We start from the raw sequence: 16,336 nt of genomic DNA, 5'->3' as shown, positions 1-16,336 counted from the left end.
CTCGCGCGTATGGATCGCCAGAAAGAATTCGTGCTGCGCACGCTCGAGGAGCGTGACATCCGTTTCGTGCGGCTGTGGTTCACGGATGTCTTGGGGTATCTCAAATCGGTCGCCATCGCACCCGCGGAGCTGGAGGGCGCCTTCGAGGAGGGCATCGGTTTCGACGGTTCGGCGATCGAGGGTTTCGCCCGGGTCTCGGAGGCCGACATGGTCGCCAAGCCGGATCCGTCCACCTTCCAGGTGCTGCCCTGGTCCACCAGCAAGGGCCATCAGCATTCGGCGCGGATGTTCTGCGATATCGCCATGCCGGACGGCTCGCCGTCCTGGGCCGACCCCCGGCACGTGCTGCGCCGCCAGCTGAACAAGGCCGGTGATCTCGGTTTCAGCTGCTATGTACATCCGGAGATCGAGTTCTTCCTGCTGAAGGCGAGCGCGACGAACCTGTCCCCGGTCCCGGTCGACAACGGCGGCTTCTTCGATCAGGCGGTGCACGACGAGGCGCCGAACTTCCGCCGGCACGCCATCGACGCGCTGGAGTCCATGGGCATCTCGGTGGAGTTCAGCCATCACGAGGGCGCGCCCGGCCAGCAGGAGATCGACCTGCGCTACGCCGACGCCCTCTCGATGGCCGACAACGTGATGACCTTCCGCTACCTCATCAAGGAGGTGGCGATCGACGAGGGCGTGCGGGCCTCGTTCATGCCGAAGCCGTTCGGGGAGCACCCCGGTTCGGCCATGCACACCCATATGAGCCTGTTCGAAGGCGAGCAGAACGCGTTCGCCGATCCGGACGATCCGAACAACCTCTCGGCGACCGCACGGGCCTTCATCGCCGGTGTCCTGGAGCACGCCAACGAGATCAGCGCGGTCACCAACCAGTGGGTGAACTCCTACAAGCGGCTGGTGCACGGCGGCGAGGCGCCGACGGCCGCGTCGTGGGGCCGGTCCAACCGCTCGGCGCTGGTCCGGGTGCCGATGTACACGCCGAACAAGTCCTCCTCGCGGCGGGTCGAGATCCGCAGCCCCGATTCGGCCTGCAACCCGTATCTCGCGTTCGCCGTGCTGCTGGCCGCGGGCCTGCGCGGGATCGAGAAGGGCTACACGCTGCCCCCGGAGGCCGAGGACGACGTGTGGTCGCTGACCGCGGCCGAGCGCCGGGCGATGGGTTTCAAGGAGCTTCCCACCAGCCTGGACGAGGCGCTGCAGGCGATGGAGCGGTCGGAACTGGTCGCCGAGACCCTGGGCGAGCACGTCTTCGATTTCTTCCTGCGCAACAAGCGGCGGGAGTGGGCGGGCTACCGCGCGCAGGTGACCCCGTGGGAACTGCAGGAGTATCTGGATCTGTGATCCGCACCATGTAACTTGAGAGCATGGTACGGCCACCGACTGCCCGTCCCGCGGTTCCCGGAGCAGGCCGGTTGGGCCTGCTCGAACCGACGGCTGCCGACTCTCTGCGAGAGTTGGCGTGGGACAACGTCGAAAGTATTCCGCTGCTGTGGGCGCTGTCCCGCTCACCCGACGCCGACCTGGCCCTGCTGACCCTGATCCGATTGCGCGAGAAGCTCGGGACCGAGTGGGCCGCACTGGATTCCGCGCTGCGCTCCGAAACATCCCTGCGCGGGCGGTTGTTCGCGCTGATCGGATCCTCCAGCGCGTTCGCCGACCACCTGGTGGCCGATCCGGCGGTGTGGCCGATGCTGCGCCGCCGGGAACTGCCGGACCGCGCGGAACTGATCGCGGATCTGCTCGCCGCGGTGGGAGCAACGCCGGAATCCGGTGCGGGCCCGATGATCCACCGGGCCGAGATCCACGGGCCGGAGTCCATCGCATTGCTGCGCAAGCGGTATCGCGATCAGCTGATGTTGCTGGCGGCGATCGATCTGGCCGCCACCGTCGAGAACGAGCCGGTGCTGCCGTATCAGCAGGTCGGCCGGCATCTCACCGATCTCGCCGACGCCGCGCTCACCGCGGCGCTGTCGGTGGCGGTGGCGCGGGTGTGCCCGGAGCGGCCGGTGTCGTCGCGGCTCGGTGTGATCGCGATGGGTAAATGCGGTGCGCGGGAACTGAATTACGTCTCGGACGTGGATCTGGTGTTCGTCGCCGAACCGGCCGACACCGAGGCGACCCGGCTGGCCGCGGAGCTGATGTCGGTGGCCGGCAACGCCTTCTTCGAGGTGGACGCGGCGCTGCGGCCGGAGGGCAAGGCCGGCGCGCTGGTGCGCACGCTGGAATCCCATGTGGCGTACTACAAGCGGTGGGCCCGCACCTGGGAGTTCCAGGCGCTGCTGAAGATGCGGCCCGCCACCGGCGATCTGGAGCTCGGCGAGGAGTACCGCGCGGAACTGCTGCCGATGGTCTGGAATGCCTCGGAGCGTTCGGATTTCGTCGCCGACGTGCAGGCGATGCGGCGGCGGGTCGAGGACCTGGTGCCCGCGGACATGCGCGAGCGCGAACTGAAACTCGGTCACGGCAGCCTGCGCGACGTCGAATTCGCGGTGCAGCTACTGCAATTGGTGCACGGTAAGGCCGACGAGAAACTGCACGTACAGGGCACGGTGGAGGCGCTGGCGGCGCTGGCCGCCGGTGGTTACATCGGCCGCGACGACTCGGCCAACCTGACCGCCTCCTACGAATTCCTCCGGTTGCTCGAGCACCGGTTGCAGTTGCAGCGGCTCAAGCGGACCCACACCCTGCCGGCCGCCGACGACGAGGAGGGCATGCGCTGGCTGGCGCGTGCCGCCCATATGCGTCCGGACGGCCGTCAGGACGCGGTCGGCGTGCTGCAGAGCGAGATCAAGCGCAACGCCCTGCGGGTGCGGCGGCTGCACGCCAAACTGTTCTACCGGCCGCTGCTGGAATCGGTGGCGCGGCTGGACGCGGACTCGCTGCGGCTGAGCCCGGAGGCGGCGGTACGGCAGCTGGCCGCACTCGGCTACGCCGACCCCACCCACGCGCTCGGCCACCTCAAGGCGCTGACCGGCGAGGTGGGCCGCAAGGGCCGCATCCAGGCGCTGCTGCTGCCGACGCTGCTGGAGTGGCTCGGCGACACCCCCAATCCGGACGCCGGGCTGCTGGCCTATCGCCGCGTCTCGGAGGGCCTCGACGACGAGATCTGGTTCCTGCGCGAGCTGCGCGACGAGAGCGCCGTCGCGCAGCGGCTGATGATCGTGCTCGGGTCCTCGGCGTATCTGCCGGACCTGCTGATCAACGCGCCGGAGACGATCCGGATGTTCGCCGACGGACCGGACGGCCCGCTGCTCACGACCACGCAGCCGGCCGAGGTCGGCAGCCGCATCGTGGCCGCGGTCGCCCGCTACGACGATCCGCGCCGCGCGGTCGCGACCGCGCGGTCGCTGCGCCGCCACGAGCTGGCCCGGGTGGCGTCCGCGGATGTGCTGGGCATGCTCGATGTGCCGGAGGTGTGCCGGTCGCTGTCGCTGGTGTGGGTCGCGGTGCTGGAGGCCGCGCTGCAGGCGGTGATCCGGTCGAGCGAACTGGAACAGGACGAGCCCGCGCCGGCGGATCTGGCGGTCATCGGCATGGGCCGGCTCGGCGGTTTCGAACTGGGTTACGGCTCCGACGCCGATGTGCTGTTCGTCTGCGATCCGCGGCCCGGCGCGGACGAGACGATCGCGGTGAAGTGGGCGAACGGCGTCGCGGAGCAGGTACAACGGCTGCTCGGGGCGCCGAGTACCGACCCGCCGCTGCAGGTGGACGCGGGGCTGCGGCCGGAGGGCCGCAACGGTTCGCTGGTGCGGACACTGGCCGCCTACGAGGCCTACTACCAGCAGTGGGCGCAGGCCTGGGAGGTGCAGGCGCTGCTGCGGGCCCATCAGGTCGCGGGCGATCAGGAGCTCGGCGTGCGATTCCTGCGGATGATCGATGCGGTCCGATACCCCGCGGGCGGCGTGTCGGCGGACTCGGTGCGGGAGATCCGGCGGATCAAGGCCCGGGTCGATTCGGAGCGGCTGCCGCGCGGGGCGAATCCCGCCACGCACACCAAACTGGGCCGCGGCGGGCTGGCCGATATCGAGTGGACCGTGCAGTTGATGCAGTTGCGGTACGCGCACGAGGTGCCGGAGCTGCACAACACGTCCACGCTGGAGTCGCTGGACGCCATCGAGCGGGCCGAACTGCTGGACGCCACCGATATCGCGCTGCTGCGCGATGCGTGGCTCACAGCGACCAAGGCGCGCAACGCCCTGGTCCTGGTCCGGGGCAAACCCGCCGATCAGCTGCCCGGTCCGGGCCGGCTGTTGTCGGCGGTCGCGCGGGTCGCGGGCTGGCCCAACGACGACGGCAGCGAATTCCTCGATCACTACATGCGGGTCACCCGCCGGGCCAAAACGGTCGTCGAGCGGGTGTTCGGCGGCTGAGGGGAGGAGGCCGAGAAGAACCGAAAACCCAGTTGCTGGGAACAGCCTGCGAGCGATATGGGTTGTACGACCCGCATGCTGTGCCGCCGCGTTTCCGAGCGGTCCGGTGGAAGACGGAACTACCGTTCCGCATAGTGTGTGGATGGAAAGATCATCGGGAGGACCACTATGGCGACGGCACGGGAGCGCGACCGGGGGGTTGTGACGTGGCTGATCTGAACTCCGGTTTGGGTTACGGGGTAGCGGGTTACCGCACCTACCGGCAGGCGGCATTGTCGCCCACCCGCGCCGTGCGACTGCCGCTGATCGCGATGTTGCTGCTGGTCGGGGTCGTCCTGCTGTATGTGGCCGACCGGGCCGCGCGCGAGGGCGTGAACCGCGGCTGGCTCGTCGCGGTGTCGATCTCCGGACTTTTCGTGGCCCGCGGGCTGCACCTGCGCCGGCCGATCACACTGCCGCACGTCACGCTGGCCGTGATCGTGCTGGGCGTGTCCAATGTCGCGTACCGGGACCAGCATCCGGCGGTGGGCTTCGTCTGCCTGGCCGCCACCGGATTCCTGCTGATGCTGCCGCAGAACTCGCGAGCGCAGCCGGAGCAGCGGTTCCAGATCGCGGAGCTGATCGAGGGTACGACCACCGACCCGCTGGCGCCGTTCGCGCTGCACTCGTCCAAGACCTACTTCTTCGACGACACGTCCACCGCGGCGATCGGCTACCGGGCCCGGTTCGGCGTGGCGGTGGTGGCGGGCGATCCGGTCGGCGACCGGGAGCGGTTCGGCGCGCTGGTGGGTGAATTCTCCGAATTCGCGCACAACCAGGGCTGGCGGATCGCCGTGCTGGGCGCGAGCCCGCAGATGTCGGAGCTGTGGCGTACCCGCGCGATCGACCACCACGGGCTGCACGCCATCCCGATCGGCCGCGACGTGGTCGTCGACGTGGACGAATTCGATCTGGTCGGCCGGAAGTTCCGCAACCTCCGCCAGGCGGTCAGCCGCACCCGCAACTTCGGCGTCACCACCGAGATCGTGCCGGAGCGCGAACTCACCGACCCGATGCGCGACACGCTGTTCTCGATCGTCGACGAGTGGAATCAGGGCCGGCAGACCCGCGGTTTCTCGATGATCCTCGACCATCTGCTGGACGGCCGGAATCCGGGCATGCTGCTGGTGATCGCGCGCGATGCCGACGGCACGGTGGTGGGGTTCCAGCGCTACGGAAGCTCGAATAGGGGCAGCGAACTGAGCCTGGACGTGCCGTGGCGCCGCAAGGACGCGCCCAACGGCCTGGACGAGCGCATGATCGTCGACCTGATCGAGCACGGTAAGCGCACCGGGGTGCGGCGCATCTCGCTGGCCTTCGCCGCCTTCCCCGAGCTGTACTCGGACAAGCAGCGCTCCCGGGTGAAGCAGGCGCTGTACATGCTGGCCCGCACGCTGGATCCGATGATCCGGCTGGAGTCGCTGTACCGGTTCCTGCGCAAGTTCAACTCGTTCGGCGATCAGCGGTTCGTGCTGCTGCGCTGGCGGGAGATCGTGTTCACCGGGCTGGCCCTGTTCACGCTGGAGTTCGTGCCGCACCGCAAGCACGGCTGATCCGGCCGCCCGGTATCGGGCGTGCGGGTGATCCGATCGGATGCGATCGGGAATCGTTGTTGCGCGGGTGTCGCCCCGCGCGATTACGATGTGAGCGCTCGTGCACGGGACCCGGTACGCCGCGACGGCGGCCCGGCACCCGTTTCGGGTGTGCGACTGTGGTATTCGGGGAGGAACGAGATCCGATGACGGGGACACGACGGTGGCCGGTGATGCTGTCCGGTCTGCTGGCGACGGCGCTGCTGCTGGCGGGATGCGGGGGCGCGGCGACGAACAACGCTGTGCCGCAACAACCTCAGGCCGCCGCGGCGGACAGCGGGTCCTGGCCGGCGGCCGGATCGGCGCAGAACGAGCCGAGCGGTCCGCGGGCGGGGGTACCGGACGCGCCGCTGCGCGCCGACAACGGCGACGGCGGCGAGATGGATCGGCTGGCGCTCAACACCATCGCCGACCTCGGCGATTTCTGGAAGACCGAGTACGGCAAGACCTTCGACAAGGGCACGTTCGTGCCGGTGAATCACTTCTTCTCCTGGGACGCCCGCGCGCCGCAGGAACAACAGATCACGTTCTGCCGGGCCGGCACCTATCACGTGGTGAACGCGGCCTACTGCTCGGTGGATCAGACCATCGGCTGGGACCGCGGAGTGCTGCTGCCGCTGATCTCCCAGAAGTACGGCAAGATGGCCGTGGTCATGGTGCTCGCGCACGAGTACGGGCACTCCATCCAGCATCTCGCGCGGCTCAACGGATTCCTCACTCCGGGCCTGGTATTGGAGCAGCAGGCGGACTGTTTCGCGGGGGTGTTCCTGCGGCACGTCGCCGACGGCGGCTCCACCCACTTCACACTGAACACCACCGACGGTCTCAACGGTGTGCTGGGCGCGACGGTGGCTGTGCGCGACCAGGATCCGAACAATCCGCACAACGTGCACGGTTCCGCGTTCGAGCGGGTCACCGCGGTGCAGATGGGCTGGCAGGACGGCGCCGTCGCGTGTAAGAACATCAACCGCAAGGAGATTCAGAAGCGCCGCGGCGAACTGCCCGTCACCTACAAGCCCGGTGACGAGGAGGGACAGCTGCCGGTCGACAACAACTCGCTGAATCTGGTCGCGGGGGCGCTCGCCAAGCTCTACCCGCTGCCGCAGCCGCCCCGGTTCGACTACTCGGGCATCGTGAAGAACTGCGCACCGGCCGCCGGCGTGGAACCGGCCTCCTACTGCCCGGCCAGCGGCACCATCGGTACCGATGTGCCCGAGCTGGCGAAACGGGCCGGGCAGCAGGCCGGCGACAACGAACCGCTGTCGGCGATGGTGGACGGCAACTACAACGCGTTCATCGTCTTCGTCTCGCGCTACATGCTGGCCGTCGAGCAGAGTCGCAAGCTGAGCCTGACCGGCGCCGACACCGCCGGGTTGCGGACGGTCTGCCTGGCCGGCGTGGTGTCCACGAAGTTCAGCGATCCCGGCAGCGAGGTGCAACTGACCGCGGGTGACCTGGATGCCGCCGTATCCGGCCTGCTCGCCGACGGTCTCGCGGCCAGCGATGTGGGCGGCAAGGTGGTCGCCAGCGGCTATCAGCGCATCGACGCGTTCCGCACCGGCGTCCTCGACGGTGAGGCCGCGTGCCTGTCGAACTACAAGTAGGACGTGTGGCGGTCGCCGGAAACGGTCCATCTGCCCGACAACCGGGGTTCACCCGGAATGCCCAGGATGTGGACATGGTGTGTCTTCCGCCGGTCCGCTGCGGACGTCCGGGCCCGGCCCGATGAGTTCGGGGCTGCTCAGCGCGATGCTGGCGCTGGTTTCGGCGATGCTGTTCGCGCTGTCGGCGTCGTTGCAGCAGAGCAGTGCGCGTAAGGCCGCGCTCGCGGATCCCGATACGACCCGGGTCCTGGCCGTCGCCGGGATCTTCCGCTCGTTGCTGACCAGCCGCCGCTGGCTGGCCGGGCAGGTCGCGAGCGTCGCGGGATTCCTCTCCCACGCCGCGGCCCTGCGCTTCGGCGCGCTGCCGATGGTGCAGGCGCTGCTGGTGGTGCAGCTGTTGTTCGCGCTGCCGCTCGCGGCGCGCCGGCGCGGCCGGGCGCTGCTGCGCCGGGACTGGGTGGGCACCGTCGCGGTGTGCGCGGGTCTGGCCCTGCTGATCGCGCAGGGTGTACCGCACGGGCATGTGCGGACCTCGGCCCTGCCGGCCGCGGGCGGGCTGATCCTGGCCGCGATCGTGGTGGCGCTGATCGCCTCCCGGCTGGTCGGGTCGCCGCAGATGCGGTCCGCCCTGACCGCGGTCGCCGCCGGATGTTGCGTATCGACCACGGCCGTGGTCACCGCGATCGCCGTTCCGGCGCTGCCACAGATCACCTGGGCCCTGTTCGCCATCCCGGTCACCACCACGATCGGCGCGGTGCTGACCCAGGAGGCCTTCGCTCGCGGTTCGCTGCCGACCGCGCTCACCACCATGACGATCACCGATCCGTCGCTGAGCTATCTGGCCGGGGTGACCCTGTTCGCCGTCGCCGCGCAGCCGCAACCGCTCCCGCTGGCCGCTGCCGCCGTCGTCGTGATCGTCGGCATCATTCTGCTGGCGAATTCGCCGACCCTGCACGACGAGCGCGACCCCGGCGGGGTCGAGGTGCCGGTGCACAGCTGATCGCACGGCTCGGCCCCCGATCCGGCCATGTCGCCGTGTGCGACGCCGAATTCGTGTCGTACCCCCGCCGTACCGTGAACCGGACATTCGGTGACGGAGGAGAGGTGATCTCATGGGCGACTCGCTGTCCCGGCCTGCCGTGGCGCTGACCTCCCAGCAGGCCGCCGACCTGCTCGGGGTGAGCCGGCCGACGGTCAAACGCTGGATCGAGAAGGGGGAGCTGCCGGCCGAACTGGTCGGAAAGCGTTTCCACCGTTTACGTCTCGACGATGTGCTCCGGTATCGGGAGGCCCGGCGGCGGCAGCAGTACGAGGCGCTCGCGGCCTCCGCGGTCGACATCGATGTCGGCGACGATCCGGAAGTCGTACTGGAGCGGTTGCGTGCCGTGCGGCAGGCGTCGGCCCGGCGCGGCCGTCCACCGGGCCGCACCGGCGGGTCCGAAGCGGCCACTCCCGCAACCGAATCCGCGGATGCGACGCCGACCGGCGGCTCCGCGATGTCCCGGAGACGCAACGGTACCTGACCGCGCAGCGGGTCCCCGGCCGCATTCTGCCGGTACGACTGTGTCCCAACGGAGTTCGTGAACGCAAAGATTCAGGTGGCAGGAGACGGGCCGAGTCCGGCGAGCGCACGGGTGAGGGCGCCGAGGGCAGCGGGGTAGTCCCGCGCCGCCGGGGTGGCGTAACCGATGACGAGGGAGGGCGGATAGTGGTCACGATCGGTGCGGAGCAGCTCGGCCAGGGGGAACGTGGTCACGGCGGCCGCGGCCAGTGCGGTGACGGCCGCCGCCTCGGTCACCCCGGGCGGGAGCTCGAGGACCGCGTGCAGCCCCGCCTCCAGGCCGCGGATCACACTGTGCGGCAGGTCGTTTCGGATCGCGGCGGTGAACAGATCACGGCGGCGGCGATAGGCGCGCCGCACGGTCCGCAGGTGCCGGTCGTAGCCGCCGGTATCGATGAGGCGGGCCAGGGCGAGCTGATCCAGATGACGCCAGTCGTGGGTCCGGCGTTTGGCGGCCAGCAGGGGTTCCAGCAGCGCGGGCGGACAGGCGATCCAGCCCAGCCGCACGGCCGGGCCGATGGTCTTGCTGGTCGAGCCCGCGTACACCACCCGCGCCGGGCGGCGCGATTGCAGTGCGGCGGTGGGGTGCCGGTCGTAGCGGAACTCCCCGTCGTAATCGTCCTCGACGATCCAGCCGTTGCATCCGTCGGCCCAGTCCAGCAGAGCGGTCCGGCGGTCCGCGGTCATGGCCACTCCCGTCGGGAACTGGTGCGCAGGGGTACAGACCGCCGCACCGACGCCCGTGGCGGCCAGCGCGTCCACCCGAATCCCGTTGTCGTCCACCGGAATATCGACAAGAGGCACCCGGCCCGCGACCAACCGGACATGATCGCCGATCGACGGATCCTCCATCCCGACCGCCCCGATACCCGACTCCGCGAACACCTCGGCGAGCAGACCCAGCGCCTGGGTGTACCCGGAACAGATCACCAGATGCGCGGGATCGACCCGAACCCCGCGCACCCGCCCCAGATAGGCAGCCAGTGTGGCCCGCAGCTCCGGCCGCCCGCGCGGATCCCCGAATCCGAAGGCCTCGTCCGGCGCGTCGCGCAGCACGGTACGCATCGCCCGTGCCCAGTCATTGCGAGGGAACCCCCCGACATCCGGCCGGCCCGGACGCAGATCGAAGCGATACCGCGCCTCCGGTCGCGCGGGCGCCGCGATGCCGGGTCCCGATTCGACGGCACCGTCGGCCACCCGGGTACCCGCGCCCTGCCGCGCGCTCAACCACCCCTCGGCCGCCAGCTGCTCATAGACCGTGGTGACCGTGCCACGCGACAGCCCGAGTTGAGTGGCGAGGTCCCGGCTGGACGGCAGAGCGGTCCCGGCCGCCAGCCGCCCGTCACGGATGGCGGTCCGGAAGGCTTCCTCCAGCGCATGCCGCCGAGTGCCGTCGGCGCGAAGTTCGAGCAGCAATTCGGCACCCGTCGGCATCCGCCCGGCCGTACCGCGTGTGGCGGGCGGATTCGCCGCTGTGGCGGGATAATCGGTGGCGGTCGGACGATCCCCAGAGGTCGGATGACCCGCGTTGGTCGGATGTCCGGTGATGGTCTGACGAATGGCATCGGCCGGATGTTCGGCGGCGGCCAGATTCGCAGCAGTGGTCGGATGTTCGTCCGTGGTAGGCCGATCGGCGGTGGTCTGGCGAATGGCGGTGGCCGAACGATTCGCGTCGGTCGGGTGACCGGAGGTGGCCGAAGGATCGGCGGTGGTTGGATGATCCCTGTTGGTCGGATGTCCGGTGATGGTCGGCCGGTCGGCGTTGGTCGGATGTTCGGCCGCCGCCGGATTCGCAACAGCGGTCGGATGTTCGGTCGCGGTAGGCCGGTCGACGGCGGCCGGATTCGTGGTGCTGGTCGGATGTCTGGTGATGGCCGGATTCGCGGGGGTGGTCGGTCGATCGGGGGTGGTCTGACGAATGGCGACGGCCGAACGATCCGCGGTGGCTGAATGATTCGCGTTGGTCGGGTGACCGGAGGTGGCCGAATGATTCGCGTTGGTCGGACGATCGGTGTTGGTCGGATGATCCGAGGTGGCCGAATGATCGGCGGTGGTTGGATGATCCCTGTTGGTCGGATATCCGGTGATGGTCTGACGAATGGCATCGGCCGGATGTTCGGCGGCCGCCGGATTCGCAGCAGTGGTCGGAGGTTCATCCGTGGTAGGCCGGTCGACGGCGGCCGGATTCGTGGTGCTGGTCGGATGTCTGGTGATGGCCGGATTCGCGGGGGTGGTCGGTCGATCGGCGGTGGTGCGGCGTGCCGTTTTTCGCGGAGGTGGCATGGTTCGGTGTTGCCTTGTGGAGCGTGGTCTGGGGCGATCGAGCGGGTGCCGGTGCCCTGTCGCCTGGTGGTCAGTGTCAGTGGTCCAATTTATTCTGCCTCGAGTGGCTCATTCGGTTGGGCTACTGGGTGGGTAGCGTGAGCAGCAGACGGTCGGGCGCGTTCGGTGCGGGCGGCCGTTTGCCGGGGCGGAAGCTCAGGGCGGCAACGACATTCGTGGGTGAGGAGTGGTGATGCGGATATTCGTGGCGGGTGGCACCGGGGCGATCGGTCGGCCGTTGGTTGCGGCTCTGGTCGAAGCCGGGCATGTGGTGACCGGTACCTCGCGGAGTGCGGCCGGGGTGGAGAGTGTGCGGGCGCTCGGCGCCGAGGGGGTGCGGCTGGATGTCTTCGATGCCGAGGCGGTGGCGCGGGTTGTGGCCGATGCCGCGCCTGACGTGGTGATTCATCAGCTGACCGCACTCAGTGGTGGCGCACCGGCCGAGAACAGCCGGATCCGGGAGGTCGGTACTCGGCATCTGGTGGATGCGGCGCGTCGTGCGGGTGTGGAACGGATTGTTGCGCAGTCGATTTCGTGGGCCTATGCACCGGGGGAGGAGCCGGCGGACGAGGCTGTTCCGCTGGATGTGGAGGCGGACCTGCCGAGGGCTCGCACGGTGGCGGGGGTGCGGGCGCTCGAGGAGGCGGTTGCGGAGCTGCCGCACCATGTCGTGTTGCGGTACGGACTGCTGTACGGGCCGGGTACCTGGTATAGGCGGGGCGGACTGGCCGATGCGGTATTGCACGGCGACACCTCCGATCCGGCGGCCGGATTCATGGCCACGCTGGTGGCGAACGACGCGGTTTCGTCCTTCGTGCACGTCGAGGACGCGGCGCAGGCCACCGTCGAGGCGCTGGAGTGGCCGACCGGCACGGTCAACATCGTCGACGACGAGCCCGCGCCGGGGCGGGAATGGGTGCCGGTGTTGGCGGCAGCCTTCGGTGCGCCCACCCCGGGGCCGGTACCTGGGCGGGCCGGATGGGAGCGCGGCGCCGCCAACGGTTTCGCTCGCTCGCTCGGATGGAAGCCGCGATACGCCAGTTGGCGTACGGGTTTCGGTGTGTGAATCAGCGGCCCGGCCGAGACCGGAAGGTTCCTGGCGGCCTCGGCGGACGGGGACCGGCCGGCGGGCGTTCTGGCACGAGAGATGCGCGATGTGCCACCGGTTTCTGCGGGCGGGCGGGACTGGACGGGCGGGGCGTTCGGTACGACGGGTACGAGATGTACTGCGGGCAACCTCGGCGGGCTGGACTGGACGAGCGCGGCGTTCCGGTACGCGGGTACAAGATGTGCCGCGGGCGGGTACCGAATGGGTAGGCCGTTCCGGTACGACGGGTACGAGATGTGCGGGGCAGCCTCGGTGGGCGGGACTTGGACGGGTACGGCGTTCCGGCATGACGGGTATGAGTGTGCTGGCGGCGGTTGCGGCAGGCTGGGACCGGACGGTGGGGCGGTCCGGTTCGGCGGGTACGAGATGTGCTGTGGGCGTTTCGGTTTCGGGTTGTTGTTCAACGACAGGAGGAGATGAGAGATGAGTGCACGTGCGGAGACGGCGGTGGCGTTTCTCGGGTTGCATCGGCCGGGGGATCCGGTGGTGTTGCCGACGGTGTGGGATGCCTGGTCGGCGGATCTGGTGCAGCAGGGTGGTTTTCGGGCGCTGACGGTGGGCAGTCATCCGCTCGCCGCCTCGGTCGGCGCTCAGGACGGGGAGGGGATGGCTTTCGCGCAGGTGCTGGGGCGGGTTCGGGAGATCACCGGCGCGGTGGACATTCCGGTGTCCGTGGATTCGGAATCGGGGTATGGGCTGGAACCGGTTCGGCTGGTCGAGGGGTTGCTGGAGGCCGGTGCGGTGGGTCTCAATATCGAGGACACCGTGCACAGTGAGGGTGGCCGTCTGCGCGAGCCGCAGGAGCATGCCGATCTGGTGGCGGCGTTGCGGGCGGCGGCCGATGCGACCGGGGTGCCGCTGGTGATCAACGCGCGCACGGATCTCTTCCTGCGCGCGGTCGGCGATCCGGCGGATCGTTTCGATCGTGCGGTGGCGCGGTTGCTGCTGGCGGCGCAGGCGGGGGCCGATGTGCTGTATCCGATCGGCCGGCACGATCCGGGCACCCTGGCTCGGCTGACGGCCGCATTGCCGTTGCCGGTCAACGCGGTCACCTCGCCGGAGGTCGGCGATCGCGCGCAGTTCGCCGAATCCGGTGCCGCGCGAATCAGTTTCGGCCCATTCTTGCAGTATCAGCTCGCCGCCGAGGCCGGCCGGCTGCTCCGGCGCTGGCAGGACGCCCCTGGGCAGTGAGTGTGAGTGTGATCCAGGCAACTCGGCGTCGCAACCTCACCGCGGCAGCCGGGTGCTAACTTTGAAATCAATAATCTCAGTAGTGAGAATGCTACTTGCCGAATAGTAGAACTGCATTATCTACTGAGAGTCCCGCCGGTCCGGCCGGTTGGGTGCCGAAGGTGAGGAGTGCGCAGTGACCGTCGAGACCAGGCTGGAGGACCGCCGGCACATACTCCGCGAACTCGGATTCGCCACCCGCAAGGTCGGTGACGAGCTGCACGGCACCGCCGAGATCACGCCGGAGATGCATGTTCCCGGCACCGCTCACCTGCGTACCTCGATCCTCGCCACCTGGGCCGATACGGTGTCCGGTCTGCTCGCGGCCCTGATCATGGGGCCGCGGGTGCCGGTCACCCTCGAGCTCGACGTGAACCTGTACCGGCCGCTGCCCGGTGCGGGCGTGGTGCGGATGATCGGCCGCACGGTGAAGGTGGGCCGCTCGGTCTTCGTCGCCGAGACCGAATGCACCGTCGACGATGTGCCGGTGGCGTTCGGCGCGGCCTCCTTCATGGTGGCGCCCAATCCGGACGTCCAGTTCCACGGCGACCTCAGCATCGATATGCCCGCCGCGACCGAGCGGCTCGCGATGCCCCTCGCGGATCGGGCGGGATGTGAACGCCGCGGGCCCGGAGTGGCGGTACTGCCGCGCACCGAGGACGGGCTCAACGCCTCCAACACCGTCAACGGCGGCCTGATCGCCCTCGCCGCGGAGGAAGCGGTGCTGTCGCTGGCCCCCGGCGACAGTCTGAGCTTCCTCGGCCTCCGTTATCTGCAGGCCGCCCGGGTCGGCCCGGTCGTCGCGACCGCCCGCCTCATCGACGGCCTCGGCCGCGTCGAACTCCGCGACTCGGGTAACGAGAACCGCCTCGCCACCCTCGCCACGGCCCGCACCTTCCGCGGCTGAGCCCGCACGTCATCCGGGCTACGCCGTCACAGCCACGGCAACGACGCCGGTCGGCGTATCCGTTCGGTACCGTCCCGAGCGGCCCGCTGTGGTGGTCCGGCGGGTTGTGCGGCCACGTCGTGTGATCCACCCGGTTGTACCGCCGCGATGTGATCACCGGCCGGCCATGCCGCCATCGCCGCGGTGGCGACGCCGGTGAGGGTGTCCGTGTCGGCGCCGTCCCGGGCGTGCTGGGACATGCCCTGGACGACCACCGCGAAGTAGTTCGCGAGGGTGTCGGTAGCGGTGTCGGCGGGTAACTCCCCGGTTCGTTGCGCCGCGGCCAGGCGGGTGCGGAATGTGTCCAGGTTCGCTCGGCGCATCTCGCGCAGGTACTCCTCGACGGCGCTGTCCTGTGTGGTGATGTTGGTGGCGGCGGTGATCACCAGGCAGCCGGGGGGATGGGACGGGTCGCTGTAGAAGCGCGCGGCCTCGTGGAGTATTCGCGCGAAAGCGCTTCGGGCCGTTGGCTCCTCGGCGAGGGCGGTGGTGACGAAGTCGGCGCCGGGTGTCGCCGAGTAGGAGGCGACGGCCTCGTGGAACAGCGCGCGTTTGTCGCCGAACGCCTGGTACAGGCTCGCGGAGCGGATGCCCATCGCGGTGGTGAGGTCCGACAGCGAGGTGGCGTGGTAGCCGCGCTCCCAGAACAGGCGGGTCGCGGCGGTCAGGGCTGCATCGCGGTCGAAGGTACGGGGTCGGCCCCGGGGAGCGTCAGCCATCCGCCAATTGTATAGCGATCGTTCAAATAACTTGCTACCTTATTTTTTGATTGACCGACCAACAATTGAGCGAGGGTGGCCATGGGAGTACTGGACGGCAAGGTCGCGCTGGTGACCGGCGGGAGCCGGGGGATCGGGCGGGCGGTGGCGGAGCGGCTGGGGCGCGACGGTGCGATGGTGGCCGTGGCGTACGCGGCCGATCGCGCCGCCGCCGAGGCGGTCGTCGCACGGATCGGTGCGGGTGGTGGGCGGGCGTTCGCGCTGCACGCGGCGTTCGGCGAACACGGTGACGCGGCCCGGCTGTGGGCGGCCTTCGACGCCGCCGCCCCGGCGCCCGGCGTGGACATCATCGTGAACAATGCCGGAACCAACAGTCCCGCAGATATTTTCGCGCTCACCGAGGACGAGTTCGATCGCGTCTTCGCGGTGAACCTGCGCGCGCCGTTCTTCGTCGTGCGAGAAGGGTTGCGGCGGTTGCGCGACGGCGGCCGGATCATCAACATCTCCAGTGGCGCGGCGCGTCTGGCGATGCCGGATGGCATCGCCTACGGCTCGACCAAGGGGGCACTGGACACCTTCACCGTGAATCTGGCCGCCCAGCTGGGATCGCGTGGTATCACGGCGAACTCGGTCGCCCCGGGCATCGTCGACACCGATATCAACGCCGGGTGGTTGCGCGGCAACCCCGAGGCCGAGGCCGGTGCGGCGGCACTGGCCGCGCTCGGCCGGGTGGGCACGCCGGACGACATCGCGGGTGTCGTCGCCTTTCTGGCCTCCGACGACGCGCGCTGGGTCACCGGCCGGGTGATCGACGCCACCGGCGGCGCCCGGCTGTGAAC

General features: G+C 69.5%; 12 protein-coding genes. 10 read left to right on the top strand and 2 right to left on the bottom strand.

The genetic code is table 11. The features are described 5' to 3' along the window. Positions 1-9: 9 nt before the first annotated feature. The 6 genes from G361_RS0117500 (at position 10) to G361_RS43935 (ending at position 9,134) form a co-directional block, all read left to right on the top strand. Positions 10-1,347 (top strand): glutamine synthetase family protein, encoded by a 1,338-nt coding sequence (locus G361_RS0117500; protein ID WP_019928400.1) that lies wholly within the window; start codon positions 10-12, stop codon positions 1,345-1,347. A 23-nt stretch (positions 1,348-1,370) separates the two neighbouring features. Continuing rightward, entirely contained in the window at positions 1,371-4,376 is a 3,006-nt protein-coding gene (locus G361_RS0117495) for a bifunctional [glutamine synthetase] adenylyltransferase/[glutamine synthetase]-adenylyl-L-tyrosine phosphorylase (RefSeq protein ID WP_026343153.1), read from the top strand. 206 nt (positions 4,377-4,582) lie between these two features. Next, on the top strand, positions 4,583-5,968 hold the full coding sequence (locus G361_RS0117490; RefSeq protein ID WP_019928398.1) for a bifunctional lysylphosphatidylglycerol flippase/synthetase MprF: 1,386 nt from the start codon (positions 4,583-4,585) through the stop codon (positions 5,966-5,968). 185 nt (positions 5,969-6,153) lie between these two features. Continuing rightward, entirely contained in the window at positions 6,154-7,611 is a 1,458-nt protein-coding gene (locus tag G361_RS0117485; RefSeq protein WP_155981480.1) for a metallopeptidase, read from the top strand. Between the two features lie 79 nt (positions 7,612-7,690). Further along, complete coding sequence (locus G361_RS0117480) at positions 7,691-8,611, top strand: DMT family transporter (protein WP_231386903.1); 921 nt, start codon at positions 7,691-7,693, stop codon at positions 8,609-8,611. A 112-nt stretch (positions 8,612-8,723) separates the two neighbouring features. Beyond that, on the top strand, positions 8,724-9,134 hold the full coding sequence (locus tag G361_RS43935; RefSeq protein WP_019928395.1) for a helix-turn-helix domain-containing protein: 411 nt from the start codon (positions 8,724-8,726) through the stop codon (positions 9,132-9,134). 71 nt (positions 9,135-9,205) lie between these two features. Here G361_RS43935 and G361_RS49475 read toward each other — a convergent pair whose 3' ends face one another. Beyond that, positions 9,206-11,455: an aminotransferase class I/II-fold pyridoxal phosphate-dependent enzyme gene (locus G361_RS49475; RefSeq protein WP_019928394.1), complete on the bottom strand. Its 2,250-nt coding sequence runs from the start codon at positions 11,453-11,455 to the stop codon at positions 9,206-9,208. A gap of 232 nt (positions 11,456-11,687) precedes the next feature. On the opposite strand from G361_RS49475, the gene G361_RS0117465 reads away from it, so the two are divergent. From G361_RS0117465 to G361_RS0117455, 3 genes are all read left to right on the top strand, one after another. Continuing rightward, complete coding sequence (locus G361_RS0117465; RefSeq protein WP_026343151.1) at positions 11,688-12,560, top strand: NAD(P)-dependent oxidoreductase; 873 nt, start codon at positions 11,688-11,690, stop codon at positions 12,558-12,560. A gap of 465 nt (positions 12,561-13,025) precedes the next feature. Further along, entirely contained in the window at positions 13,026-13,793 is a 768-nt protein-coding gene (locus G361_RS0117460; RefSeq protein ID WP_019928392.1) for an isocitrate lyase/phosphoenolpyruvate mutase family protein, read from the top strand. A 175-nt stretch (positions 13,794-13,968) separates the two neighbouring features. Then, positions 13,969-14,739 (top strand): hotdog domain-containing protein, encoded by a 771-nt coding sequence (locus G361_RS0117455; RefSeq protein ID WP_019928391.1) that lies wholly within the window; start codon positions 13,969-13,971, stop codon positions 14,737-14,739. A gap of 26 nt (positions 14,740-14,765) precedes the next feature. On the opposite strand, the gene G361_RS43925 is transcribed toward G361_RS0117455, so the two are convergent. Next, positions 14,766-15,497, bottom strand: a complete 732-nt coding sequence (locus G361_RS43925; protein WP_019928390.1) for a TetR/AcrR family transcriptional regulator — start codon at positions 15,495-15,497, stop codon at positions 14,766-14,768. Between the two features lie 81 nt (positions 15,498-15,578). On the opposite strand from G361_RS43925, the gene G361_RS0117445 reads away from it, so the two are divergent. After that, the gene (locus tag G361_RS0117445; protein ID WP_019928389.1) at positions 15,579-16,334 is read left to right on the top strand and encodes an SDR family oxidoreductase; all 756 of its coding nucleotides are present in this window, start codon (positions 15,579-15,581) and stop codon (positions 16,332-16,334) included. Positions 16,335-16,336: the final 2 nt, after the last annotated feature.

Source organism: Nocardia sp. BMG111209 (genome assembly GCF_000381925.1).
Taxonomy (GTDB): domain Bacteria; phylum Actinomycetota; class Actinomycetes; order Mycobacteriales; family Mycobacteriaceae; genus Nocardia.
This window is presented reverse-complemented; position numbering and strand designations above follow the sequence as displayed.